The organism is Roseomonas gilardii subsp. gilardii, from assembly GCF_023078375.1.
Classification (GTDB): domain Bacteria; phylum Pseudomonadota; class Alphaproteobacteria; order Acetobacterales; family Acetobacteraceae; genus Roseomonas; species Roseomonas gilardii.
The window spans coordinates 148,197-173,744 of sequence record NZ_CP095555.1 but is presented as its reverse complement, the minus strand read 5'-3'; the positions used below and the strand labels follow the sequence as shown (position 1 = coordinate 173,744).

Below are 25,548 nucleotides of genomic sequence, written 5' to 3'. Positions count from 1 at the left end.
CGGAATCTCGCCGTCCTACTCGTTTCTCGCCAATACGGACCACCAGAGGGTCGGGCGATAAGGCGATCGGCGTGCAGGGCCGACGCCGTCGATGCCGACAACCGAAATCCCATCCGGTACACGCAATCCTGCTTCCCGCAATGCATCCGGGCAGCGCTCCGCTGACATCATGGCCATGTCTTGTCCTGCGGTGAAAGCAGCCGGGTGAATCCTGCTGTGAGAGACACGTCGCCCAGCTTTTGTGCTCCGTCACCATCCACCCTGTTCACTCGATGACCTCGGGCATGGCTGAGGGCGTACGGCACAGCGGCCATCGGAAGACTTCGGCACAGACTACGCTGGCCGGCGCGGCACCACTGCCCAGATGCCCCCACCGTCCTCCAGCAGCTCCCTGCCTGGTTCGAGGATTACAACGCCTGCCACCCCCACTCTGGCTTGCGTATGCTTGCTCTCACCTCGTGGGTTCATCGCCCGTCAAGCGTCCAACCCAGTCTCCTGTCCGGTTTGATGGGGAGCACCCCAGAAGCCACCCTCTGAATTCTATCGTTAGGTAAAGACTACCGAAGGGCAAATCCGTCCCTTCATGGCACGGAGCCGGCTGGCGGTCCCAATAGCATCAGATGGCGGCCAAGCCGGTGTGGCCGGGCCGGACGCCCGCAAATGGGGAATGTCATCATGGGCGATATGGGGGCGCCATAAATTACGAATCCGGCATAATCCGGCGTGCCACGCGCCATTCCTTCGTGTCTTCGCGGGGCAGCAGAAGCCACGACTTCGCTTCGATCCGGCTCCCGCTCCGGGTCTCGTAGGCTCCGATGGAGACGTGCCTGCCGCCCGCCTCCTCCCTTTGCCGTGCCGGCACGATCGTGCCGTCCGAGAACTCGGCGACCACCTCATTCGCCACGTCCGGTTCGAGTAGAGCCACCCGGCAGCCGGGATAGGCATGGGTGTCTGCGAAAGCAAAGCGCATGAAATGAACCCTTTTTTCCCTTCGTCCAGCGCAGGCAGGGGCTGGCAGCGGCACCCCGGTCCAAAATCGCCGAACAAACGCATGGACTCAGTATATGGTTTCGTATACGAAGACGCATACGGATGGTCGGGGTCGTCCATCCGCGCGGCGCCCGGCGCGCCCGCCGAAGTCACAACGGAGCTATCCTCATGTATTACTTCGCCTATTGTACCTGGCTGCACGACATCGAGGTGGGCCGGTACATGCCGGAGGCCAAGGCGATCACGAAGGGCCACGCTGCCAATCATGCGCTGCGGTTCCACGCGGCCGGGGAGCGGACGGACCGGGGCTGGTGCCACCTGTCGAGCGTTGCCCCTGTCGCCTGGGGCCAGAAGGCCCTGGGTGTGGTCTTCGAGCACGACCCGAAGCATTTCGAGGAGGATTACGACGACTTCGAGCGTTTCGCGCTGACCGTCCATGGCGACGACGGCAAGACCTACGACTGCTGGACCTATCGGATGACCTCGCCCGGCCAGCCGATGCGCCCCCCCAACTTCTACTGGGAACACATCCCTGCCGGCCTGAAGCAGTGGGAGTTCCCGGCCGAGTATATCGAGCAGGTACAGGCCGTGTTCGATGCCGCGGCGCCTTGCCCGCGGGCGGATCGCCCGAACCCATCGAAGATCCCGGGCCGCGGCGCCGACACCCGCTGACCGCCGACCGGCGGCGGGGTCAGCCCGCCGCCCATCCCCGATGTCCTGGAGAACGACACGCATGTTCGTCAGACGATCCCTGCTGGCGATAGGTACGGCGCTGCTTCTCGCCATTCCAGCCGCCCCGCCGGCACAAGCCCAGGCCGCAGATCCGGCCTCGCTGGTTCCCGCCGACATCCGCGCCCGGGGCACGCTGCGTGTCGGCTCGCAGCAAACCTTCCCGCCTGTCGAGTTCCGTGAGCCTGGCAAGCAGGACGTCACGGGCGCGAGCGCGGACCTGCTTGTCGAGATCGCGCGCCGCCTGAATCTGCGCCTGGAATACGTCCAGGCCGAGTACGCGGCCCTCATCCCAGGCATCGAGGCCAACCGCTTCGATGTTGCCTCGGGTGGCATCTCCGACACCGAGGAGCGGGAGGAGAAGCTCGACTTCGTCAACTACATGCGTTCGGGCGGCAGTATCCTGGTCCGTGCCGCGGATGCCGAACGCTACCGCACCATCGATGATTTCTGTGGCCGCTCCGTCGCTACGCTGCTTGGGGGCCGCGTCATCATGGCCGCCGTGGAGGCCGCCTCCGCGCGCTGCGTCGCCGCCGGCCGCCCCCCGATCCGGGCGGAGCAACTGCCCAACGCACCCGACGCGCGGATGCAGCTCGACCTGAACCGGGTGGACGGCTACCTCGGCGATTTCCCCGCGCTGGTCTACATGTCCAGCCAGTTCAAAGGCCGTTATGCCATCGTGGGCGGCAACTATATGCTGACGCCCTACATCACCTCCTGGGGCTTCGCGAAGGGCCGTTCCGGCTTGCGCGACGCCGTCCGTGCCGCCGCTCAGGCCATGCTGGCGGACGGCACCTATCACCGCATCCTGACGAAATGGGGTGTCGAGGGCTCGGCCCTGCCGGAAATCAGTGTCAACCTTCCCGCCAGCCGGAGGGGATGAGGGAAGCCATGCGACGCGACACGACAGGATCCATGCGTAGGGTATGGTCATGACCGCCTCGTCCACCATGCGGTATCCGGCCGAGTTGCCGGATGCTCTCCCCATCGTGCACCGCCGCCAATGGGGTGGCTGGATCCTGGGTGCCATCGCGTTGCTGCTGGTGCTGGCGGTCGTCACCGGCGGCGCCAGGGCACGGCTGATCGAGCCTTCCATCCTGCTGGAGTACATCTTCAGCCCACTCGTGCTGCAAGGTGCGCTCAACGCCGTGGTGCTCGGCACCACGGCGCTCGTCTTCGCCACGGCGATCGGATTCATCTCGGCATTGATGCGGCTCAGCGGAAACCCGATCCTGGTCGGGCTGGCTGCGGTCTATGTCTATCTGTTCCGTGGCACGCCGATGCTGATCCAGCTCATCTTCTGGTTCAACGCGGTGCCCACCATGCTTGCCGAGATCCACATCACGCTGCCTTTCATGGAAACGCCGCTCATCGCGGCCCCGACCACCTCGGTGGTCACGCCCTTCGTCGCGGCCCTCGCCGCGCTGAGCCTGGCCGAGGGCGCCTATATGAGCGAGATCATCCGCGGCGGCATCCAGGCGGTGGACCAGGGCCAGCGGGCCGCCGCCCGTGCCCTCGGCATGACCGGACGCACGGTGATGGCGCAGGTGGTGGTTCCGCAGGCAGGCCGGATCATCCTGCCCGCCGTGGGCAACCAGTACATCATGCTGCTGAAATCCACCTCGCTCGCCTCGGCCATCGGCTATCTGGAGCTTCTGCGCATCGTGACCGACATCTACTCCTCCAACTTCCGGGTGGTGGAACTGCTCACCGTTGCGGCCTTCTGGTATCTGGTGATGACGGCCTTCGCGACCCTGCTGCAGACGGCGCTCGAGAAGCGCTATCCCATCCGCTGAGGCTCACGCCATGACACCGCCCGCCGTATCTGCCGTCCGCGTCTGCAAGAGCTGGGGAAACTACACAGCCCTGTCGGATGTCTCGTTCGATGTCTCCGCTGGAGAAGTCGTTGCGCTGCTCGGGCCGTCGGGGGCAGGGAAGTCCACCATGCTCCGTTGCGTCAATCACCTGGAGACCATCAGCTCCGGCCGGATCTACGTTCATGGTGAGCTGATGGGCTATGAGGAGCGGCCGGATGCCCTGTACGAACGCTCCGACATTGCCGTGAGCCGCCAGCGGCAGAAGGTTGGCATGGTCTTCCAGTCCTTCAACCTGTTCCGGCACATGACCGCGCTGGACAATGTCATGAGCGGGCCTGTCCATGTCCTGGGCCAAAGTCGCTCCGTGGTGCGCCCCCTGGCCATGGAACTGCTGCGCAAGGTCGGGCTGGAGGCCAAGGCGGGCTCCTTCCCCGCGCAGCTCTCGGGCGGGCAGCAGCAGCGCGTGGCCATTGCCCGGGCATTGGCCATGTCGCCGCGCGTGCTGCTGCTCGACGAGCCGACCAGCGCCCTGGACCCTGAGCTGGCGCAGGAAGTGGTCGCGATTATCCGCAAGCTGGCTGAGGAAGGGCAAACCATGCTCATTGCCACGCATGACATGGCCATCGCCCGCGGCGTGGCCGATCGTGTGCTGTTCATGGAGGCAGGATCGGTGGTGGAGGATGCGCCATCGGCGGAGTTCTTCGCGGTTCCCCGCACCGCGCGCGCGCGCAGCTTCCTGGGCCAGCTGAACCATCACCTTCCATCCATGGATGGGCCAGCCGCCCTGATCATCGACACGCCGCCCGGCGCGCAGGTGCCGGCATGAGCGGGGGGCGCCGGAGCGGGGCGGCTGACCTCCTTGCCACGGATGTCCGGGCGAGGCTGCGCAGCATGATCCTCGCCGCGGAGCTGAAGCCGGGCCAGCGGCTGGTGGAGGAAGACCTGTGCGAGCGCCTGGGCGTCGGGCGCACGCCGGTGCGGGAGGGCCTGCTGCTGCTGCAAGGTGAAGGCTATCTGGCGCGGGAGCGTGGCTGGATCGTGCAGGACATCGACGCATCCCAGGTCCACGCCATCTTCGAAAGCCGTGCCGCCATCGAGGGTGCCACGGCGCGCCTGGCCGCACGGCGCATCGACGCACAGGTTTGCGACGAGCTCGCCCGGATGGTGGATGCCATGGAGCCGGCCGATACCCTGACGCGTTCGGAGCTGAACCGGATCAACAACGCCTTTCATGCCCGGATCGTGGAATGCGCCGGCAACACCCTGTTGTCACAGTTCCACGAGCGGACGCAGTTCTACTACTGGATGCTGCGGGTACCTGTGCTCTTCGCGCATCAGGAGATTGTGCGCAGCAACGAGGATCATCGCCGGATTTTGGCCGCGCTGCGCGAACGCGACGAGGACACGGCTGACCGCGTGGCGCGGCAGCATGTGGAAGCGACGATGGCGATCGTCGAGCCCGGCCTCCACGGCTGAAGACCACTTCCCGCAGCAGCCTGTGCCCTGCGTCCGCACGAGGATTCCCACGGATGAGCGACCTGTTCCACACCCTGCACCACATCTGCATCGTCGTACATGACCTGGAGCGGACGGAAGCCTACTATACCAGCCTCGGAATCGGTCCCTGGTTCGACTATCCCAAGTCGTCCCCCTATGTGGAACTGGACGTGCCGAACGCCGAGGCTTCGGCCACGATGCGCTATCGCTGTGTCAATCTTGGCAACGTGCAGATCCAGCTCTGCGATCCGGGGCTCCTGGATTCCCCGCAGCGCCGCTTCCTCGACGAGCATGGGGAGGGCATCTATCACCTCGGCTTCGAGGTGCCGGATATCGTGGAGGCAGAGGCGCGCGGCCGTGCCCTTGGGCTGGAGGTGATCGCGCGCGGCCTGCGCGCGGACCGCAGCGGCTTCTGCTACTTCGACACCCGCGCCCGGGCAGGCACGGTGCTGGAAATACGCCGATCCGCGGATTGACGCCTCAGGCAACGGGTATGGCACCGACCAAAGGAAACGGGCGAGGCGGCGTGGTGCTTTGCCTGACCGCCATGCTGCTCTTCGCCATTTCGGATGCGCTCGCGAAGGATATCGCCCGGAACTGGGACCCTTTGCAGGTCGCCTGGTGCCGCCTGGCCGTGGCACTGGTTGCGGTCAGGACGCTGGCCATGCTGCGGGGGCCTCCGCCCCGGCCGGCCCGGCCTGGGTTGCAGATCCTGCGCGGCCTGGGCCTGCTCGCCTCGACGGTGCTGATGATCGCGGCATTGCGGGCCATGCCGATGACGGATGCGACGGTGCTGTACTTCATCTCGCCGGTTTTCGTCGTTCTCCTGTCCATCCTGGTTCTTGGGGAGAAGGTTGAGCGCGGGCGCTGGCTGGGCCTCGCCGTGGGCCTCGCCGGAATTCTGCTGGTGCTGCGGCCGGGACCAAGCCTGCTGGGCGCCGCGGCATTGTTGCCTCTGATGTCCGCCGCCTGCTGGGCGACAAGCATTATTTGCACGCGCCATATGGCGGCCGATGGGCCCTACACCACCTGGGCCTGGACGGCCTTGACCGGCTTCGCCGTCACCTCCGCCGCGCTGCCCTTCGTGGCCATTGCGCCGCGCTGGGTGGAACTGCTGCCGGCAGCGGTGATGGCCGGGCTTTGGGTCGCGGGGCATGGATGTATCGTTCTGGCCTATGGCCGGCCCGGCGCGCCGGTGGCCAGGCTCGCCGCCTGCTCCTACACCTATATGGGCTGGGCGGTGCTGCTGGGCTGGATTGCCTTCGGTGATCCTGTGGATCACTGGACGCTGGCCGGTTGTGGGCTCATCGCCGCGGGCGGGCTACTACCCTGGGCCCGGTGGCGGGGCGGCAGAGCAACCGCCTCAGCCACAGAAGAGATGCGTGGCGGAACGCTGGCGGAAGGACGAGTCCGACCGCGACAGGCTCGCCCCCCTTTCCCACCCTTCGGCAGGGTAGCCAGGATGTCGCGGCTGAAGGTCAGAAAGTGAAAGGACACCCGCCCCAAGTCACCTTCGGAGGTCCGGATCGCCCAGGAGGCGACGGACGGGCCTCGTGCATGGTCCGCGAAGGGAAGCGGATGGTGGGCGGACATCGTGATGCGCTCCCGCCGCATCGCCGCGAAGCAGGCGCTGGACTGGGGCATCGCCACCGAGGTCGCGCCCGATACGGAACTGGAGGCTGCGACGGATGCCCTGGTGCGCGAACTGGTCGGCTTCCCGGCCCTGGCGCAGCGAATCGCCAAGAAGCTGCTCAACGACACCGGGGATTCGACTCTTTCCATCGCCATCGAGCTGGAAGGCCATTGCTACAGCCGGTTCCGCACCTCGGAGGATTTTCGGAGGGTGTTGCCGCCTTCCTAGAAAAGCGTGATCTGAGCTTCACCGGCTGGTGACAGCCTCAGCCCTCCGGACAGTACGCCGCTCCTGCCCGCCTTCACGCTCCGGCGGATGTCACGCAGACACTGGATGACCATTGCATCCCAGGCGTTTCCAGCCTCCGCGGGGCATCTCGGGCATATCCGTTCCATGGCCGCGGTGACGGAGGCCGGTGCCATCGTCTATCCGCCCGTCCCGGCCTTCTATGCCTAGCCCACCTCGATCGAGGAGATGGTGGACCATACGCTGGGCCGGGTCATGGATCTGTTCGACATCGATCTGGGGATAGCGAAGTGCCGGTCCGGCAAACCGGCGGACAAGGCAAACAGTATCGGATATATACTTTCTGCGGAATTCCAGGCTTCTTCTGAGAGGTCCCCGGCGCCTCGCGCCTGCGCCGTCGCATGACGCATGGTCGGCCCGGAAGAACGAAAGATGCTTCCAAAGACCGTTCTGACGTCAGAACCGAAAGCCGTTCCATCCTGGAATTGACAGTAAGGACGTCCACTCCGATCGTGAGTCCGCTTGGCTCACCATGGTCTCCGAACGGCTCCTATCAATTTGAACAAAAACGCTTCATGGTGATGGAGAGGACTCGTGTCGACTCAGCCAGGTCCGGCTATGCCTGTTCCAGGTGATGTCGGTCTGGAGGTCAGGGAACATGGTCCGCGTGAGCGCGAACTCTCTGTCACACCGGGTCGGTTCCCCCATCGCCGCACTGGTGGAAGGAGAGCCGCACGCCTCGCCGTCGCCCCAGCCCTGCGAAGCAGGCCCGACCCTGCTGAAACCGGTGGTCTTCTCGACCGATCTCGTCGAACCGGGCCACCAGCTTGATCTATGGCAGAGCAAGTACGAGTCCTTCAACACCATCGTGCCGCTTGGAGAGCCGGGCCCGAGCTTCTCCGGTCGCAACGTGATCTGGTCCTTCGGCGCCCTGGCCTTGAGCCTCAACAACGCACCACCCGTATCGCTCGAACGCAGTGCCCGTCAGGTCCGTCGCGATGGGATCGATCACTGGGTGGTGCGCGTGGCCCGTTCCGGCGAGTCCCGCTACCGCTCCGCCTCGGCCTGCTTCGTCACGCGCCCCGGGGTGCCGGCACTGTTCTCGCTCGGCGAGCCCTCCGAAAGCGACCGGACCAATGCGGACTGGCTCTCACTCTACATCCCCCGTGACGCTTTTCCGGAACTCTCGGCCGGCTTGGCCGCGCTCGGGCCCGGTGTGCTCGAAACACCTGGCGCGGCCTTCCTGGCGGACTACCTGCTGCTGCTGGAACGGCGCCTGTCCACGATGACACCGGAACAGGTGCCGGTCCTGGCCACGGCGACACAATCCATGATCGCCGCCTGCCTCCTCGCGGGCATCACGCCGAAGGCCGTCGCACCGACGGACAGGGCGGTCGCCCAGATGGAACGGATCAGACAGGTGATCCGGCGGAATATCGGCCGCGCCACGCTCGACCCCCAGAAGATCTGCCGCCTGGCAGGGGTTTCCCGCTCCCACCTCTACCGGCTTTTCGAACAGCACGGCGGCGTGGCCCATTACATACAGGGCCAGCGCCTGCGCATGGCACACGCGATGCTCTCAGACCCCTGGTGCCGCTTCTCGGTGGCCGAGATCGGGGAGCAACTGGGCTTTTTCGACGCCTCCTCCTTCAGCCGCGCCTTTCGGAGGGAGTTCGGTTACGCGCCGGGCGAGGCGCGTTCGGCCGGCCGGCAGGGCCTCCGGGCCATCGGGACGGAGACCCCGCCTCCGACATCCTCCGGCCTCGATTTCGGCGGCCTGCTCCGTCGGCTTGGCGCCGGAGACAGAGGTGAGACCATGCCGCCGGCTTGACCGCCGGGGACGTCTCCAATGGCGATGCCGCACAGCATCGGCCTCCAAGGTCTATGGCCGCCGGCTTCGCGCTGGAAGGCGATCGCCTCCATAGTCCCAACGAGAAGTACGGCCTCGAAAGCTTCCACCAGGGCGTACTCCAGGGCCAGGATAATCCTATGCTCCAAGTGCCGAACCGGGCTATCCGGACGCCATGCCATTCTGGGGAGAGCGCCCCCTGAAGTGGACCGAGCCGGAGCATAGGACGGCGATGCAGCCCGGCCCATGCTGGGCATGCCCTGGGGGCTAGGCTAATCGGCCAGCCGGGATGGGCCATGGCGCCGGCTGTTCCCTTATCGCGACTCCCTTCCGCAGAGACCCTCCATGTCGTCTTCGCTTGTCATCATCCTTCTCCTCCTCGCTGCGGCCATCGTGATGTTCGTGCTGAACCGCCCCCGTATGGATGCGGTGGCCCTGATCATGATGGCGGCCATGCCTTTCACCGGTGTGGTGACAGTGAACGAGACGCTGGCCGGCTTCGCGGACCCGAATATTGTCCTGATCGCCGCCCTGTTCGTGATAGGGGAGGGGCTGGTCCGGACCGGGGTGGCGCGACGGCTGGGTGACTGGCTCAACGCCAAGGCTGGAAGCAGCCCCGCGCGCATGCTCGTGATGCTCATGCTGGTGGTCGCCGGTCTGGGTTCCTTCATGAGTTCCACGGCCGTGGTGGCGATCTTCATCCCGGTCGTGCTGCGGATCTGCCAGAACACGGGGACGCCGCCACGCCAGCTCATGATGCCACTCAGCGTCGCGGCATTGATCAGCGGCATGATGACACTGGTCGCCACGACGCCAAACCTCCTGGTGAATGCGGAACTGGTGAGGCAAGGCGCCGAAGGTTTCCACTTCTTCAGCTTCACGCCCTTCGGCCTGCCCCTCCTGTTCCTGGCCATCGCCTATATGCTCTTCGCGCGCCGCCTGCTGGCCGGCGGGCCGGGGACAACCGCAGCCCGGCCGCAGATCAGCCTGCGGCACTGGATCGAGCAGTATGGGCTGGCGGACCGGGAGTATCGCGTGCGGGTCTCCCCGGAATCTCCCTTGATCGGCAAGACGCTGGCGGAGCTCTCGCTTCGCGATGCCGGCATCAACATCCTGGCGATCGAGCGCGGCCAGCGCTTCTTCACGGACGTGCTCCGGCCTTCGGCCCAGACCGAGTTGCGGGCCTATGACGTCCTCCTGGTCGATGTCATGGCGTCCCATGTCGCGATCGACAAGCTGAGGGAACGCTTTCGGCTCCGGCGGATGCCGCTTTCCGATGGTGCCTACTTCCTGGACAAGTCGCAGGAGATCGGCATGGCCGAGGCCATGTTGCCGCCCGATTCCGCATTGATCGGCCAGAGCATCATCAAGGCCCGTGTCCGCGCGGCCTATGGCCTGACCGTCATCGGCCTGCGCCGTGGCCAGAAGATCTACGGCCATGGCCTGCTGGAAGAGAAGCTGAGGGTCGGTGACACGCTCCTCCTCACAGGCTTCTGGAGCGACATCCGCAAGCTTCAGCTCGATCCTTCCGACCTGATCGTCCTGAACCTGCCGGCCGAGATGCACGAGGTGCTGCCGGCTGCGAACCGGGCGCCACAGGCCGTCATGATCCTGGCCCTGACGGTGAGCCTGATGGTGAGCGGGATTGTACCCAATGTCCACGCCGCACTGATCGGCTGCCTGCTGATGGGGCTGTTCCGTTGCGTCGACATGAAAAGCGCCTATCGGGCCATAGGCTGGAAGAGCCTGATCCTCATCGTGGGCATGCTGCCCTTCTCGCTGGCCTTGCAGCGGACCGGTGGCATCGATCTGGCCGCCGATGCCGTGCTGGCGCTGACCGGAAATGCCGCTCCCCGCACCGTGCTGGCCATCCTGTTCGTCATCACCGCCGTGCTGGGCCTCTTCATCTCCAACACGGCCACTGCCGTGCTCATGGCACCGGTCGCACTGGCCGTGGCGAAGGATCTCGGTGCATCGCCTTATCCTTTCGCCATGACCGTCGCCCTCGCGGCCTCTGCGGCCTTCATGACGCCGATCTCGTCGCCAGCGAACACGCTCGTGGTTGGTCCGGGCCATTATACCTTCGGCGACTTCGTGCGGATCGGGGTCCCATTCGCGGTCGTCGTCATGATGGTGAGCCTGATGCTGGTGCCCTGGCTGCTCCCCTTCCACTGACCCGATTCCCCTAGCGGCGCCCTGCGGAATCCGATGGGAAGGGGGCCTCCCCGGCCGCAGCCCGTTCTGGGATGCTGCGCACAGTATCGGGATGGCCCACACATTCTTCTGACCTGGCGTGGCTCTATCCTGGCACTGCGGTACGGGTGTGCTGGTCTGGAGTGAGAAGCCATTGGATCATGGGGCGGTCTGCTGGGCTGTCATCCGGGATACCGGTTCGACATGGCGCCCCGCTTCATTCGCCTCGCGACGACGCCAGGGCCATGCGGAGTATCGGATGGACCCGGACACTATGGTGCTTCCGCACCAGGAGGCCGCTCTCCTGTTTCGCCGAATGCGTGGAATTCGAACGAAGGAAGCCCGCTCATGAAATTGCGCCATACACTGGTTCTTGCCTCCCTGCTCGCAGCTTCGGCACTTCCGCAATATGCAAGAGCCCAAGGCTCGCCCGCTTATAACCAGGCCCTCCTGGCCGAGCTGAGCCCGGAGAAGCGGGCCGATGTACAGGCCCGCGCGACGCAGGGTAATTCGGTGCAGGAGGTTCTGGAAGTGGACCTTCTGAACAACATCAAGGCCCGCTATCCGGCCAACAGGATCGTTGCGCTCGATTTCGGGCGCGGAGTCGCCGTGGTGGAACTGCCGAACAATGGCGGCATGAGGCTCGTGCATTTCAACAAGACGACCCTCGCCATTCAGAATTAGCTGCACGGGTGTTTGCTGGCTTGCCTGCCCGATGTGACGGATGCGCGCTTCTGCGAGGTGCGCATCTGTCATTTCCTGCTTCCACGCCAAGGATTGCCGAAGGAACGAGCCGCAACACTGGGTTCAGGGTAGGCCACGCTTCTCCGGCTTATCTGCAAAACGGCTACGAAGAAGGCTATGCTCAGGCGTCATGGAGTCGGTGACGGGATCCATCGATCTTCCTTCGAGGAGAGCCGCAGAGAGCGTTACAGGAAGTCTTGGCTTGATCTCGCGAAGCAGCCGGATCCACCACCGTCATACAGGAGCTTCGGCATCGCGGTATCGCTTGGGAGGTGACGGGAATGTACAAGGACATGTTCGGGGAGGAGTCCAGGGACCAGAGTCCGGTTTCTACCGGACACCTGCCACCGACCGAGCGGGTCGATGAGCTCCTGGAGGAGGCGCATCATCGCTTTCGGAGCAATGACGATGGCGTGGTCGCGGACTACATTCCTGCGCTTGCCAAGGTCCCGAGGGATCTTTTCGGTTTATGCGTGGTCGAAGCGGACGGAACGGTCCATGCTGTCGGCGACGTGGATCACGCTTTCTCGATCCAGAGCGTTTCCAAACCCTTCGTCTTTGCCCTGATCTGCCAGGCCATCGGTGCCGAGCCGGCGCGGGAGCGGGTGGGCGTGAACGCGACCGGGCTGCCTTTCAACTCGGTGATGGCGGTGGAGCTGAATGCCGACCGCACCATGAATCCGATGGTCAATGCCGGCGCCATCGCGACCACGAGCCTCGCCCCCGGCGATACGGCCGAGGCGAAGTGGCGCTTCATCCAGGAAGGTCTCTCCCGCTTTGCCGGGCATGAGCTGAAGATGGATGCAGAGATCTACGAGTCCGAAGCCGCGACCAACCTTCGCAACCGCGGAATCGCCAAGCTGCTGGAAGGCTATGGGCGCATGTATTTTGATGCGCTGGAGGCGACGGACATCTACACACGGCAGTGCTCGCTGCTGGTCACGGCGCGCGATCTGGCTGTGATGGGCGCGACCCTGGCCGATGGCGGGGTGAACCCGCTGACGGGCGAACGGGTGCTCGACGAGGAGCACTGCAAGCGTATCCTGGCCGTGCTGGCGACCGCCGGGCTCTACGAGGAATCCGGCGACTGGCTCTACGAGGTCGGGCTGCCGGGCAAGAGCGGGGTCAGCGGTGGCATCGTCACCATCGCACCCGGCAAGGGAGGGCTCGGCACATTCTCTCCGCCACTCGACGGTGCGGGCAACAGTGTCCGTGGGCAGCTCGCCACCAAGTTCCTGTCGGAACGCCTCGGCCTCAATCTCTTCGCCTCGCGGCCGAGCGTGGCTCGCCGTCAGTGACCTGGGGGGTGCAAGAAAGATATGTCCATGAATAACCCGTCGACACAGTTGAGCGACACGCTTCCCGAGGCCCGGGAGTCCTGGGTGCCGATGATCGCCATCGCCCTCGGCCAGGCCATCATGTCCTTCAACGTGGCTTCGCTGCCCGTTTCCCTGGCGGGCATGGTCAACAGCTTCGGCGTGCCACCGACCACGGTCGCCACCGGGATCGTGATGTATTCCCTGGCGGTGGCGGGCTTCGTGATGCTGGGCGCGAAGCTCGTGCAGCGCTTCGGTTCCACCCAGGTCTTCCGCATCGTCGTCGCCCTGTTCGGCGTGTCGCAGGTGCTGATGGTGGTGAGCCCGGTGGCGACGGTGATGCTGCTGGCCCAGCTGCTCGCCGGTCTATCGGCGGCGGTGATCGTGCCAGCCCTCGTGGCGCTCATCGCCAACCACTATCACGGGCAACAGCAGGCGACGGCTGTCGGTGCGCTGGGGTCGGCACGGGCCGGGGCCGGGGTCGCGGCCTTCCTGATCGGGGGGCTGCTCGGAACCTTCATCGGCTGGCGCCCCGTCTTCGGCATCCTGGTCGTGGTCTCGGCGCTGGTGCTCTTCCTCAGCTTCCGCCTGAAACCGGAAGAGCCGCGGCGCGATGTGAAGATCGATCTGGTCGGTGTGCTCCTGGCCGCGGCCTCGATCGTCATGATCGTCTTCGGCTTCAACAACCTCAACCGATGGGGCCTCGGCATAGCCCGGCCCGGCGCGCCCTTCGACCTCCTGGGCCTTTCTCCCGCGCCGGTGATGATCGTCGTCGGCATCGTGCTTCTGCAGGGGTTCATCGTCTGGACGCGGCGCCGTCAGGCGGCCGGGCTGACGCCCCTGCTGGATCTGCGCGTGATCACCTCGGGGCAGGAACGGGCGGCGGTCTATGCCATGTTCGCCGTGGTGGCGCTGGAGGCGATGCTGAACTTCGCCGTGCCGCTCTACATCCAGATCATCCAGGGCCGCACGCCGATCGAGACGGCGATCGCGATGCTGCCTTTCAACCTGACCGTCTTCTTCACCGCCATGCTGGTGGTCCGCCTGTATCCCATCCTGGCGCCGCGCCAGATCGGCCGCCTGGGCTTCGCGCTCTGCACCCTGGCGCTTCTCTGGCTCGCCTGGGTGGTTCGCAACGACTGGTCGGCCGTGGCGGTCATGTTCGGGTTGATTGCCTTCGGCATCGGCCAGGGCGCCCTGGTGACGCTGGTCTTCAACGTGCTGGTCACCGCGGCCCCCAAGGAACTGGCGGGCGATGTCGGCTCCCTGCGTGGCACGACGCAGAACCTGGCCGCCGGCGTCGGCACCGCGCTGGCGGGTGCCCTGTTGGTCGGGTTGCTGAGCAGCGCCATCCTCTATCGCGTATCGGAGAACCCGCGCCTGCCGCCGGTCGTGCTGTCACAGATCGACCTCGATAGCATCAACTTCGTCAGCAACGACCGCCTGCTGGAGATCATGCAGCGCACCGGCGCGGCCCCCGAGGTCGTGCAGGAGGCCGTGCAGATCAACGCGGAATCACGCCTCAGGGCCCTGAAGATCGGCCTGCTGGTGATGGCCTGCGTCTCGCTTCTCGCCATCTTCCCGGCAGGCCGGCTCCCGGCCTATCGCCCCGGTGAGATCCCGGCGCATCCTCCTGTTCCCGCCCCCGGTGCCGCTGCGGCGGCGATCCGGGAGGATGAGGACGCCAACCTATGAGCCAGCCCCGGCTGCTGATCCTGTCCCTGGGCGGCACCATCACCATGGTGCCGGGAGAGGGCAGGGGCATAGCACCAAAACTGGGGGCGGCCGATCTCGTGGCCGCCGTCCCGGCCCTTGCGGAGATCGCGCAGATCGAGGCCCGCTCGCCTCTCCGCCTGCCCAGCCCGTCGCTGGCGCCGGCGGACCTGCTGGCGGTGGCGCGGGATATCGAAGCCGGCTTCCGGGAGGGCTTCGACGGTGCCGTTGTCATCCAGGGCACGGATACGATCGAGGAGTCGGCTTTCCTCCTCGACCTGCTGCTGACGGGCGACCGGCCGGTGGTGGTCACCGGCGCCATGCGTGGCGCCGGCGCGCCTGGTGCCGATGGCCCGGCGATCTGCTGGCGGCTGTCCAGGTGGCCGCTTCGCCGCAGGCGCGCGGCCTGGGCACCCTGGTCGTGCTGAACGATGAGATCCACGCGGCGCGCTTCGTGCAGAAAACGCACACCGCCCTGACCTCGGCCTTCTCGTCCCTGTCCGGAGGGCCGCTGGGGCTGGTGGCGGAAGCAAAGCCGCGCTTCTATGCGCGTCCGCCACGCCTCCCCTGCCTGGCCACGGCGGCTGGGGCGCCCCTGCCGGTGGCGCTGCTCCGCGTCGCGATGGGTGACGATGGCAGGCTCCTGCGGGCGCTGCCCGGCCTCGGCTATGCCGGCCTCGTACTGGAAGGGATGGGGGCAGGTCATGTACCGGCCGGCATGGCACCCTTGCTGGAGCAGATCGCGCGGGAAATGCCCGTGGTGCTGGCAACGCGCGTCGCCTCGGGGCCCGTCTTCACCAACACCTATGGCTACGCCGGGGCTGAGATAGACCTGATCGGAAAAGGGCTCATGCCCGCGGGGTTCCTGACCGGGCTGAAGGCGCGGCTGCTGCTCGGGCTCGCCTTGCGGCCAAGCGCAAAGCTTCGTCCCGACGCAGTGTTCTCGCCGTACCAATGAGGCCGGGAGGGGGAGGGAACTCCCGCCACTTCCTCCGGCTTGGCCAAGCGGGCATGCCCTGGAAAAGAGATGACCGGTGATGGTCCGATCCGGGGGCAGAAGATCGGGCATCATCCACCGTCAAAGAGACCGCCGCCAAAGAAATAGGGCTGGAAGACAAAAAGAACATAAAGAGTACTTCCATGTGGCGTCACTGGGACATCACATTCGGGAATGGCAGAACGCACTCGCAGCATATTTACGTTTCAATGTTCCGTCGATAAGTCTGCGTAATCGTCGGATTCGCTGCGCGTCGTGTCTGTCCTCGGATTGCACCGGCATGACGGTCCTTATCCGCCGTAGAATGGCCGACCCCGCCAAGGCTGGTGAATGGAATTGCCATGCCGCGGTGGCATTTGTATCGGAGACGCCCCAGGATGCCGCAAGCACCCGGACCCGCCACCATGGCAAGGCTGCTGCGGCAGGGCATGGCGCTGGCCGGCCTCCTGACCCTCTTTGCCTGCGGCCCGGCGGAGCCGCCGGCGCCGGAGCCGCCTCGCCCGGTCCGCGCCACCAACGCGATGTTGCAGCCGGGTGGCGAGACCGTGACGCTGACCGGGCAGGTGGAGGCAGCCGAGGAAGTCGGTCTTGCCTTCCGTATCGGCGGACGGATGATCGAGCGCAACGTGAATATCGGCGATCGGGTCCACGCCGGCCAGGTCATCGCACGGCTGGAGGACAGCACGCCGCGGGACAATCTGCGGGCGGCCCGGGCGGCCACCGCGGCGGCACGGGCGCAACTGGTTCAGGCACGCAACCACTACGACCGGCAGAACCAGCTCTTGCGCAGCGGCTTCACCACCCGCGCGAATTACGACGATGCGGTCCGGCGTTTGCAGGCCGCTCAGTCCCATCTGGATGCCAGCCTGGCGCAGGAGAATATTGCCGAGACGACACTCGCCTATACCGATCTGGTGGCGGACTCCAACGGCGTCGTCACGGCCCGGGGAGCCGAGCCGGGCGAGGTGGTGGCGGCGGGGCAGCGCATCGTGACCCTGGCCCGTGACGGCGGGCGCGACGCGGTGTTCGACGTGCCTGCCAGGCTGATGGAACAGGCGGAACCCGACCCCCTGGTCACGGTGTCGCTGAGCAGCAACCCGTCGGTCAGGGCGAGTGGAAGGGTGCGGGAGATCTCGCCGCAGGCCGATCCGGTCACGCGGACCTTCCGGGTGCGGGTCGGGCTGATCGACCCGCCGGAGGCCATGCGGCTGGGCTCGACCGTCAACGGCAGCATACAGATCGGCGGCGTGAGCGGCATCGAGGTTCCGGCCTCCGCCCTGGCCCGCGCCGATCAGGGGCCGGCGGTCTGGGTGGTGAACAAGGCGGATTCCACCGTGTCGTTGCGGCCGGTCGAGGTGGCGCGCTACGACGCCGCGCGCGTCATCATTTCCAGCGGCTTGCAGGAGGGCGACATGGTGGTGACGGCGGGGGTGCAGACCCTCCGGCCGGGCCAGAAGGTCCGGGTCCTCGATGCCGGGCAACCCGCCTCCCAGGGCACGGGCGGGGACAGCGCGCGGTGAAGCCGTTCAACCTCTCCGAATGGGCGCTGAACAACCGCTCCATCGTCGTCTACCTGATGATCGTGGCGGTGCTGGCCGGCACCCTGTCCTTCCTGCGCCTGGGCCGGGCCGAAGACCCCGTCTTCACGATCCGCACCATGATCGTGCAGGCCAACTGGCCCGGTGCCTCCATGGAAGACACGCTGAATCAGGTCACCGAGCGGCTGGAGCGCCAGCTGCAGGAGACGCCCAACCTGAACCGGTTGCGCAGCTTCACCCAGCCCGGCCAGAGCCTGATCTATGTGGACCTGTTGGGAAGCACGCCGGACGCCAAGGTCGCGGACACATGGTATCAGGTCCGCAAGAATATCGGGGATATCCGCCACACCCTGCCGCCTGGTACCCAGGGCCCGTTCTTCAACGACGATTTCGGCGATACCTTCGGGATCGTCTATGGCTTCACGGCGGACGGCTTCACCCATCGCGAACTGCGCGACCGGGTGGAACACATGCGCTCGGAACTGCTGAAAGTCCCCGATGTCTCCAAGATCGACCTCATCGGTGCGCAGGATGAGCGGGTCTTCATCGAATTCTCGATGGAGAAGTTGGCGGGGCTGGGCATCGACCGGAACGCGCTGATCGCCGCGTTGCAGGCCCAGAACCTGATCTCGCCGGCCGGCACGATCGAGGGCGGGCAGGAGCGGCTGCTTCTGCGCGTCTCCGGCTCCTTCGAATCCGAGGACGACATCCGGGCGATGAACTTCGCCCTGGGCAACCGGATCCTGCGCCTGAGCGATGTCGCGGACGTCTATCGCGGCTATGCCGACCCGCCCCAGCCGATGTTCCGCGTGAACGGGCAGAAGGCGATCGGCCTTGGCATCTCCATGCGCGACGGCGGCGATGTGCTGCGGCTCGGACATAACATCGATGCGGCGGTCCGCCGTGTCATGGCGGACATGCCGGTGGGGATCGAGGTCCATTCGGTGGCCGAGCAGCCGCGCACGGTCGAACTGGCCATCGCCGATTTCATGGGCTCCCTCTGGCAGGCGATCGCCATCATCCTGGTGGCGAGCTTCGTCAGCCTCGGGGTGCGGCCCGGTGCCATCGTCGCCCTGGCCATCCCTCTGACACTGGCCATCGTCTTTCCCATCATGCAGGTCGTCGGCATCGACCTGCAGCGCATCTCGCTGGGTGCGCTGATCATCGCCCTCGCGCTCATGGTGGACGACGCCATGACCACCGTGGACGCCATGATGAACCGGCTGGCGGCCGGCGACAGCAAGGAGGCCGCCGGCACCTATGCCTTCCGCGCCCTGGCATTCTCGATGCTGACGGGCACGCTGGTGACCATTGCAGGCTTCGTGCCGGTCGGCTTCGCCCGCAGCTCGGCGGGCGAATACACCTTCTCCATCTTCGCGGTCGTGACCATCGCCCTGCTGGTGTCCTGGCTGGTGGCGGTGATCTTCGCGCCCCTGCTCGGCGTGCTGATCCTGCGGCCGCCCAAGCCCGGCACGTCCAACGAACCAGGGCGTCTGGTGCGGATCTACCGCTCCTTCCTCGGCACGGCGATCCGCTGGCGATGGGTGACCATCGCCGCGACGGTGGGGCTCTTCGCCCTGTCTGTCCTCGGCATGCGGCTCGTCAGCCAGCAGTTCTTCCCGTCCTCGGACCGCTACGAGCTGATGGTGGACCTGACCCTGCCGCAGAACGCCTCGATCCATGCGACCGATGCGACGGCGGCGCGCCTGGAGGCGATCCTGGCCCAGGACCCGGACGTCGAGCGCTGGAGCACCAATGTGGGCCGGGGCGCCATCCGCTTCTACCTGCCCCTGGATGTGCAGCCGCCCAACAGCTTCTTCGCCCAGCTCGTGGTGATCACCAAGGGGCTGCAATCCCGCGACCGGCTGGAGAGCCGGCTGGAGAAGGTGCTGGCGGAGCAGTTCCCCGACGTGGTCGGCCGTGTCTATCCGCTGGAACTGGGCCCTCCGGTCGGCTGGCCCATCCAGTACCGCATCTCCGGCCCCGACCTGGACAAGGTGCGCGATCTGGCGATGGACCTGGCCAAGGTGGTGGCCGCGCATCCCTCCACGCGCGGCACCAGCTTCGACTGGATGGAGCCCGCCCGGCAGCTCCGTATCCGGGTGGACCAGGACGAGGCCCGGCGCCTAGGGCTGAGTTCGGCGGCGGTGGCCAGCGCCCTGAACGCGGCGATCTCCGGCACCACCGTGACGCAGATGCGTGACGACATCTACCTGATCAACGTGGTGGTGCGGGCGGTGGAGGCCGAGCGCATGTCGGTCGAGGCCCTGCGGACGTTGCAGATCCCGATCCCCGGCGGCCGGACTGTTTCGCTGAGCCAGTTCGCCACTTTCGACTACGATCAGGAATATCCGATCATCACGCGCCGGAACCGCATCCCGACGCTGACGGTCCAGGCCTATCTGCCGCGCGGCGTGCTGCCCAACGACGTGGTGGACGACCTGGCGCCGGGCATCGCCGCGGTGGCGGCGAAGCTGCCCGCCGGCTACCGGATCGAGACAGGCGGCATCGTCGAGGAGAGTGCCGACTCCCTGGCATCGGTGAAGGCGGTCGTGCCCATGATGCTGTTCATCATGCTCACCGTGCTGATCTTCCATCTGAGGAGTTTCTCGCGGCTCTTCATCGTCCTGAGCGTGGTCCCCCTGGGCCTGATCGGTGTGGTCGCGGCCCTGCTGCTGTCCAACAGCCCGCTCGGCTTCGTGGCCATCCTGGGCGTGCTGTCGCTGATGGGCATGATCGCCAAGAACGCGGTGATCCTGGTCACGCAGATCGAGGCCGAGCGCACCGCGGGACGCAGCGTCACCGAGGCGGCGCTGGAGGCCAGCACCTCACGCTTCCGGCCGATCATGCTGACCGCCATCTCGACGGTGCTCGGCATGATCCCGATCACGCCCACGGTCTTCTGGGGGCCGATGGCCTTCGCCATCATGGGCGGCCTCCTCGGTGCCACGATCCTCACACTGATCTTCCTGCCGGTGCTTTACGTGACCTGCCTCGAAAGACGGCCCACCGCGCGGGCGGGCTGATCCGGCCCCGCCGTCCTGCCTCCCTCCAAACCGGAAAGCACGGAGACCAGCATGAGCGAGACATCCAACAAGCCGGACCCTTCGAAGGAAGAGCCGGCCTCGCAGCCCAGGAATACCGCCCCGAAGGCCGGCCCGCGCGATCCTGTCGCCATCGATCTCGGCCTGCAGGGCGGCGGGTCGCACGGGGCCTTCACCTGGGGCGTGCTGGACCGGCTGCTGGAGGAATCCTGGCTGGAGATCGACGCGATCAGTGGCACCTCCGCCGGGGCCATGAACGCCACCGCCCTGGTGGCGGGCTATCATCAGGGCGGGCGCGACGGCGCGAAGGCCGCGCTGGAGCGTTTCTGGGGCGCCGTGGCACGCGCGGCCCTGCTGAGCCCCCTCAAGCGCGGCCCGCTCGACATCCTGCTGGGCCGCTGGACGCTGGACAGCTCGCCGGCCTTCCTGGCGATGGACATGATGGCCCGCCTGGTCTCGCCCTATGACATCCACCTGACCGGCAGCAATCCTCTGAGCGCGGTCCTGGCCGATACCATCGACTTCGACCGCCTGGCCCATGCGAAGCAGCGTCTCTACGTCACCGCGACCAATGTGCGCACGGGCCGGGGCCGCGTCTTCCGCAATGCCGAGGTCACGCCGGAGGCCCTGATGGCCTCGGCCTGCCTGCCCACGCTCTTCCGGGCCGTGGAGATCGACGGCGAAGCCTATTGGGATGGCGGCTATGCCGGCAATCCGACCATCACGCCACTCGTGCGCGATGGTGGTTCGGCCGACGATCTCCTGCTCGTGGCCATCAACCCGGTGGAACGGCCCGGCGTGCCCCGCTCCGCGATCGACATCCAGAACCGGCTGAACGAGATCTCCTTCAACGCCACGATCATCAAGGAGCTCCGCATGATCGCCCTGCTGCGGCAGGTCGTCGCGGAGAGCCCGGAGAAACTGGACAGCAGCAAGGTGGAAGGGGCTCGCTGGGCCAGCCTGCGCGTCCATCTCCTCTCCAGCCCCGTGATGATCGACCTCGGCTATTCCTCCAAGCTGAACGCGGAGTGGGAGTTCATCACCTTCCTGCGCGACGAAGGAAGGCGGACGGCGGACCGTTTCCTCGCCGAGAGCGGCGACAATATCGGCCGCCGCTCCTCCGCCGACCTGAACAAGCTGCTGGAAGGCGTCTGATCGCATGGGTCTGCTCGGAATCCTTCTGGGACTGGCCCTTCTCATGGGGCTGGCCTTCCGGGGCTGGAGCGTGCTGCTCCTCGCGCCCGCCGCGGCGCTCGTGGCGGCGGGCTTCGCGGGCGAACCGCTGCTCGCCAACTGGACCCAGACCTTCATGGGCGGCGCGGCTGGCTTCATCGCTCAGTTCTTCCCGCTCTTCCTGCTGGGTGGCGTCTTCGGCAAGCTGATGGACGACAGCGGATCGGTCACCGCTATCGCCCATGGTATGACGGCCCGTCTCGGCAAGAAGCGGGCCATCCTGTCCGTGATGCTGGCAGGCGCCCTCGTCACCTATGGCGGCGTCAGCCTCTTCGTGGCCTTCTTCGTGCTCGCCCCGATGGCGCATGCGATGTTCCGGGCCGCGGATATCCCGCACCGTCTCATGCCCGGGACGATCATGCTCGGCGCCTCGACCTTCACCATGTCGGCGCTTCCGGGCACGCCCGCCATCCAGAACGCCATTCCGATGCCCTTCTTCGGCACCTCGCCCTGGGCGGCGCCCGGGCTCGGCGTCATCGCCGCGCTCGTCATGGCGGCCCTTGGCCTCTGGTGGCTGGATTATCGCGAGAAGCAGGCGCGCAAGGCCGGGGAAGGCTACAGCCTGTCCGGCCCGGGCGGTCCGGAGGCCACGGAGCGCGTCCTCGACGATTCCGTGCTCCGCGAGCATGGCGCGATCTCCGGAGAGTTCGATCCGGCCGAAATGCGCCATGGCGAGCACGGCCGGAGCGAGCCTGGCTTCTGGACCGCTCTGGCACCGATCGGTGTGGTGCTGGTGGTCAACCTGCTGATGACGGCGATCGTCCTGCCCCGCATGGATACGGACTTCCTGTCGGACCCGCGCTGGGGCGGCACCGCGATCGAGGCGGTCGCGGGCGTCTGGTCGGTGGTCGTGGCACTGTTCGCGGCCTGCGTGGCGGTGGTGCTGCTGAACCGGGCCAACCTGCCTTCCTTGCGCGCGACGCTGGATGCGGGTGCCAACTCCGCCGTCTTGCCGGTTCTCGGCGTCGGCAGCCTGGTCGGCTTCGGTGCCGTGGTGGCCTCCATGCCGGCCTTCGAGATGGTGCGCGATCAGGTTCTCGGCATCGGTGGCGGGCCACTGGTTTCCCTGGCCGTGGCGACGAACGTTCTGGCGGCACTGACCGGATCGGCCTCGGGCGGATTGACCATCGCTCTCGACACGCTGGGCCCGACCTATCTCCGCATCGCGGCGGAGCAGGGGATCGATCCCGGCCTGCTGCATCGCGTCGCGGTGATCGGTGCCGGCACACTGGATGCCTTGCCCCATAACGGGGCGGTGGTGACGCTCCTCGCGGTTTGCGGCACCAGTCACCGGAGCAGCTATCTGGATATCTTCATGTCCAGCGTTGTCAGCGCCCTGGTGGCGCTGGTGGTCGTGATCCTGCTGGGGAGCCTGATCGGCTCCTTCTGATCCCTCCCGGGACGACCGGTGCGGCGCCGGGGAGGCATCCCCGGCGCCGGCACCTTGCATCCTGTCCCATCGCGCCGGGTGGGCGGAGAACTCGAAAAGCCTGTTGACATTGATCTTATGTAAGACATAGGCTTTTAGCTAATACGTATTAGGGATGGAAACCGTGGCCCGGAGGAGGGTGCAGGAACAGCCTCGGCGCGCCGGCGCCGCGACCAGCCTGGATGTGGCGCGTCTCGCCGGCGTGTCGCAGACGACCGTTTCCCTGGTGCTCAACGATGCCAGCCGGAAGGTTGGCCTGTCCGAGGCGACGCAGCAGCGCGTGCGGGAAGCGGCGCTGCAACTCGGCTATACGCCGAACTCCGTCGCCCGGAATTTGCGGCGGCGGCGCACCAACACCCTGACCTTCATCTGCCCCGACCTCAGCAACCCCTACTTCGCCGAGGTGATCGGTGCGGCGCAGCAGGCCGCGCAGGAAAAGGGCTATCTCCTGGACATCCTGGCCGCGCAGGACGAGGCTGCCAAGCTGCGGGCCGTCCTGCGCATGCGTGGCGGCGTCTCGGACGGCGTCATCACATCGGCGCCCACGCAGGCGATCTGGGACGAACTGAAATCCCTGTCGCGACAGGGGATTGCCTGCGTGACCTTGCAGGACCAGGGCCAGGACGCCGCCATTCCCTGCGTCGGGGTGGATCTCGAGGCCGGCGGACACATGGCGACCCGGCACCTCCTGGACTGCGGCTATCGGCGGATCGGCCATGTCTCCGCCCATCAGAGCCACCCCCTGCGGAGCCGGGAACGCGTGCACGGGTATCGGCGCGCCCTGCTTGAAGCCGGGCTGGAGCATCGTCCCGGCTGGGAGATCGAGGTCCCGAACAGCCCCGAAGGCGGGGTCGAGGCCGTGGAGCGCCTGCTGGCGTTGGCCCCGCCGAGGCCGGAGGCGCTTTTCGTCTTCAATGACCAGATGGCGATTGGCGTGCTGCACGCGCTGCGCCGGCATGGGCTCCGGGTGCCGGAGGACATGGCCGTGGTTGGCTTCGATGGCATCGCGCTGACGGCTTTCAGCAGCCCGACGCTGACCACGGTGGAACACCCGCGGCAGGAACTCGGCCGTCAGGCCGCCATCAGCCTCATCGAACGCCTGGAAGGGGTCGAGCGGCCGGAGCCGCACAGCCTTCTGCCGGGGCGGCTTCTGATACGCGAATCCTGCGGTGGCCTGAAGCGGGCCGGGCTCCTGGAGGGCGCGGCCGCCTAGCGGCCATTTGCGGGGCAGCGAGCGACGAGCCGCGGAAAGCGGCCGGAAAGAGAGGAACGGACCATGAAGCAGACAGATGCGACGGGGTGGCGGCCGGGACGCCGGGGTTTGCTGGGCGCCGGCATCGCACTGGCCGGCGCAGCTGCGCGGACGGTACGCGCCCAGGGTGCGGTCAGCCTCAACTTCGCCGTCTGGGGCAACCGGGCGGAAGAGGAAGCCTTCCGGCGCCTGATCGCGGGCTATACGGCACAGCACCCGAATGTCTCCATCCGCCTGGAGCTGAACGGCTCCTCAGCGCAGCTCTATCAGCAGGTGGATACGCGCCTCGCCGGCCGGCAGGCCCCGGACCTCATCCGCATCCAGTACCAGCAGGTGGGCCGCTACGCGAAGGCCGGGGCCATCCTGGACCTGGGCGGACAGTTGGAGGCCGGCATGGGCGACCAGTTCACGCCCGCCCTGTGGAAGGCCGTGGCCTATCGGGGCAAGCCCTTCGCCATACCGCACCACACGGACACGCTGGCCGTGTACTGCAACATGGAGATGTTCCGGCGCATCGGCGTCGGGCTTCCTTCCAAACTCGACGAGAGCTGGCGCTGGGAGGAGTTCATCCGCATCGCGCGGCTGCTGAAGGAGAAGGCCGACGCGCCCTTCGGCTTCGCTTGCGCCTGGCAGAACACCGCCGCCTATCGCTTCCTTCCCTTCCTCTACCAGCGTGGCGGCCAGCTACTGGATGCGGGGCTGAGCCAGCCGCAGCTTTCCTCCCGTGAGGGCATCGAGACCCTGGCCTGGACCCAGTCCTGGTTCACCGAGAAGCTCGTGCCGCCCACCACCTCGATCAAGAGCAACGAGCAGACGCAGAACCTCTTCGCCAATGGCACGATCGGCATGATGGTGCATGGCGATTGGCAGATCCCCTTCCTCCAGGACGCGATGAAGCGGGCGGAATGGCAGGTCACCTACATGCCGCGCGACCAGGGCATGGCATCCGACCTCGGCGGGAACTGCCTGGCCGTTACGCGCGACAGCAAGAACCGCGATGTGGCCATCGACTTCCTCCGCTTCGCCACCAACGAGGCCAATATGCGCGACTTCTGCCTGGCCGGCGGCTTCCTGCCGGTGCGGAAGAGCCTGATGGAAGGCACGCTGGACTATCCGCTGCGGCCCGATGCGATGAAGGTCTTCGTGGAGCAGTCGCGCACCATCCCGGACCATCTGGCAGCCACGGTGACATTGCCGGATTTCAGCCGTATCAACGCGAAGCTCGCCGAGCAGCTGGATCTCGCCTTCACCTCCGGCCAGACGCCGAAGGAGACCGCCGAGAACGTGGACAGCACCATCAGCAGCGTTCTCAAGGGCTGACGCCCGCG

19 protein-coding genes and 4 pseudogenes are annotated in these 25,548 nt (G+C 66.6%); 22 read left to right on the top strand and 1 reads right to left on the bottom strand.

Annotated features, from left to right (window positions below; translation table 11 throughout):
* Window positions 1-360: 360 nt before the first annotated feature.
* Window positions 361-450 (top strand): annotated as a pseudogene (locus tag MVG78_RS22135) (integrase core domain-containing protein); the annotation flags it as partial.
* 250 nt (window positions 451-700) lie between these two features.
* Here MVG78_RS22135 and MVG78_RS20300 read toward each other — a convergent pair.
* Window positions 701-970, bottom strand: coding sequence for a hypothetical protein (locus tag MVG78_RS20300; protein ID WP_247561036.1), 270 nt, complete (start codon window positions 968-970; stop codon window positions 701-703).
* A 188-nt stretch (window positions 971-1,158) separates the two neighbouring features.
* On the opposite strand from MVG78_RS20300, the gene MVG78_RS20295 reads away from it, so the two are divergent.
* From MVG78_RS20295 to MVG78_RS20195, 21 genes and pseudogenes are all read left to right on the top strand, one after another.
* The gene (locus MVG78_RS20295; protein WP_247561034.1) at window positions 1,159-1,662 is read left to right on the top strand and encodes a gamma-glutamylcyclotransferase family protein; all 504 of its coding nucleotides are present in this window, start codon (window positions 1,159-1,161) and stop codon (window positions 1,660-1,662) included.
* A 61-nt stretch (window positions 1,663-1,723) separates the two neighbouring features.
* The gene (locus MVG78_RS20290; RefSeq protein ID WP_247561032.1) at window positions 1,724-2,602 is read left to right on the top strand and encodes an ABC transporter substrate-binding protein; all 879 of its coding nucleotides are present in this window, start codon (window positions 1,724-1,726) and stop codon (window positions 2,600-2,602) included.
* Between the two features lie 49 nt (window positions 2,603-2,651).
* Window positions 2,652-3,515 carry an amino acid ABC transporter permease gene (locus MVG78_RS20285; RefSeq protein WP_247561030.1) on the top strand — a complete coding sequence of 288 codons (864 nt, stop codon included), beginning with the start codon at window positions 2,652-2,654 and terminating at the stop codon, window positions 3,513-3,515.
* Between the two features lie 10 nt (window positions 3,516-3,525).
* Window positions 3,526-4,362: an amino acid ABC transporter ATP-binding protein gene (locus tag MVG78_RS20280; RefSeq protein ID WP_282615084.1), complete on the top strand. Its 837-nt coding sequence runs from the start codon at window positions 3,526-3,528 to the stop codon at window positions 4,360-4,362.
* Between the two features lie 65 nt (window positions 4,363-4,427).
* A complete protein-coding gene (locus MVG78_RS20275; RefSeq protein WP_247561028.1) occupies window positions 4,428-5,012 on the top strand; it encodes a GntR family transcriptional regulator in 585 nt (194 codons plus the stop codon).
* A 53-nt stretch (window positions 5,013-5,065) separates the two neighbouring features.
* Window positions 5,066-5,509, top strand: coding sequence for a VOC family protein (locus MVG78_RS20270; protein ID WP_247561026.1), 444 nt, complete (start codon window positions 5,066-5,068; stop codon window positions 5,507-5,509).
* 50 nt (window positions 5,510-5,559) lie between these two features.
* Window positions 5,560-6,522, top strand: a complete 963-nt coding sequence (locus tag MVG78_RS20265; RefSeq protein ID WP_247561024.1) for a DMT family transporter — start codon at window positions 5,560-5,562, stop codon at window positions 6,520-6,522.
* A gap of 99 nt (window positions 6,523-6,621) precedes the next feature.
* A pseudogene (locus MVG78_RS20260) lies at window positions 6,622-6,926 on the top strand (enoyl-CoA hydratase/isomerase family protein); the annotation flags it as partial.
* A gap of 112 nt (window positions 6,927-7,038) precedes the next feature.
* Window positions 7,039-7,317, top strand: a pseudogene (locus tag MVG78_RS20255) (hypothetical protein); the annotation flags it as partial.
* A gap of 262 nt (window positions 7,318-7,579) precedes the next feature.
* Window positions 7,580-8,743, top strand: a complete 1,164-nt coding sequence (locus MVG78_RS20250) for a helix-turn-helix domain-containing protein (RefSeq protein WP_247561022.1) — start codon at window positions 7,580-7,582, stop codon at window positions 8,741-8,743.
* A 363-nt stretch (window positions 8,744-9,106) separates the two neighbouring features.
* The gene (locus tag MVG78_RS20245) at window positions 9,107-10,936 is read left to right on the top strand and encodes an SLC13 family permease (protein WP_247561020.1); all 1,830 of its coding nucleotides are present in this window, start codon (window positions 9,107-9,109) and stop codon (window positions 10,934-10,936) included.
* Between the two features lie 366 nt (window positions 10,937-11,302).
* Window positions 11,303-11,638 (top strand): hypothetical protein, encoded by a 336-nt coding sequence (locus MVG78_RS20240; protein WP_247561018.1) that lies wholly within the window; start codon window positions 11,303-11,305, stop codon window positions 11,636-11,638.
* Between the two features lie 341 nt (window positions 11,639-11,979).
* Window positions 11,980-12,996, top strand: coding sequence for a glutaminase A (gene glsA / locus MVG78_RS20235; RefSeq protein WP_247561016.1), 1,017 nt, complete (start codon window positions 11,980-11,982; stop codon window positions 12,994-12,996).
* A gap of 27 nt (window positions 12,997-13,023) precedes the next feature.
* Entirely contained in the window at window positions 13,024-14,709 is a 1,686-nt protein-coding gene (locus MVG78_RS20230; protein ID WP_247561015.1) for an MFS transporter, read from the top strand.
* A pseudogene (locus MVG78_RS20225) lies at window positions 14,706-15,685 on the top strand (asparaginase). Before MVG78_RS20230 ends, MVG78_RS20225 begins: the two are co-directional and overlap by 4 nt.
* 416 nt (window positions 15,686-16,101) lie before the next feature.
* Entirely contained in the window at window positions 16,102-17,244 is a 1,143-nt protein-coding gene (locus MVG78_RS20220; protein ID WP_247561014.1) for an efflux RND transporter periplasmic adaptor subunit, read from the top strand.
* A complete protein-coding gene (locus tag MVG78_RS20215) occupies window positions 17,241-20,288 on the top strand; it encodes an efflux RND transporter permease subunit (RefSeq protein ID WP_282615083.1) in 3,048 nt (1,015 codons plus the stop codon). Before MVG78_RS20220 ends, MVG78_RS20215 begins: the two co-directional genes overlap by 4 nt.
* A gap of 51 nt (window positions 20,289-20,339) precedes the next feature.
* The gene (locus tag MVG78_RS20210; protein ID WP_247561013.1) at window positions 20,340-21,461 is read left to right on the top strand and encodes a patatin-like phospholipase family protein; all 1,122 of its coding nucleotides are present in this window, start codon (window positions 20,340-20,342) and stop codon (window positions 21,459-21,461) included.
* Between the two features lie 4 nt (window positions 21,462-21,465).
* Entirely contained in the window at window positions 21,466-22,929 is a 1,464-nt protein-coding gene (locus MVG78_RS20205) for a GntP family permease (protein WP_247561012.1), read from the top strand.
* A gap of 163 nt (window positions 22,930-23,092) precedes the next feature.
* Complete coding sequence (locus tag MVG78_RS20200) at window positions 23,093-24,181, top strand: LacI family DNA-binding transcriptional regulator (RefSeq protein ID WP_247561011.1); 1,089 nt, start codon at window positions 23,093-23,095, stop codon at window positions 24,179-24,181.
* A gap of 63 nt (window positions 24,182-24,244) precedes the next feature.
* Window positions 24,245-25,540, top strand: coding sequence for an ABC transporter substrate-binding protein (locus MVG78_RS20195; RefSeq protein ID WP_247561010.1), 1,296 nt, complete (start codon window positions 24,245-24,247; stop codon window positions 25,538-25,540).
* The last annotated feature ends 8 nt before the right edge of the window (window positions 25,541-25,548 follow it).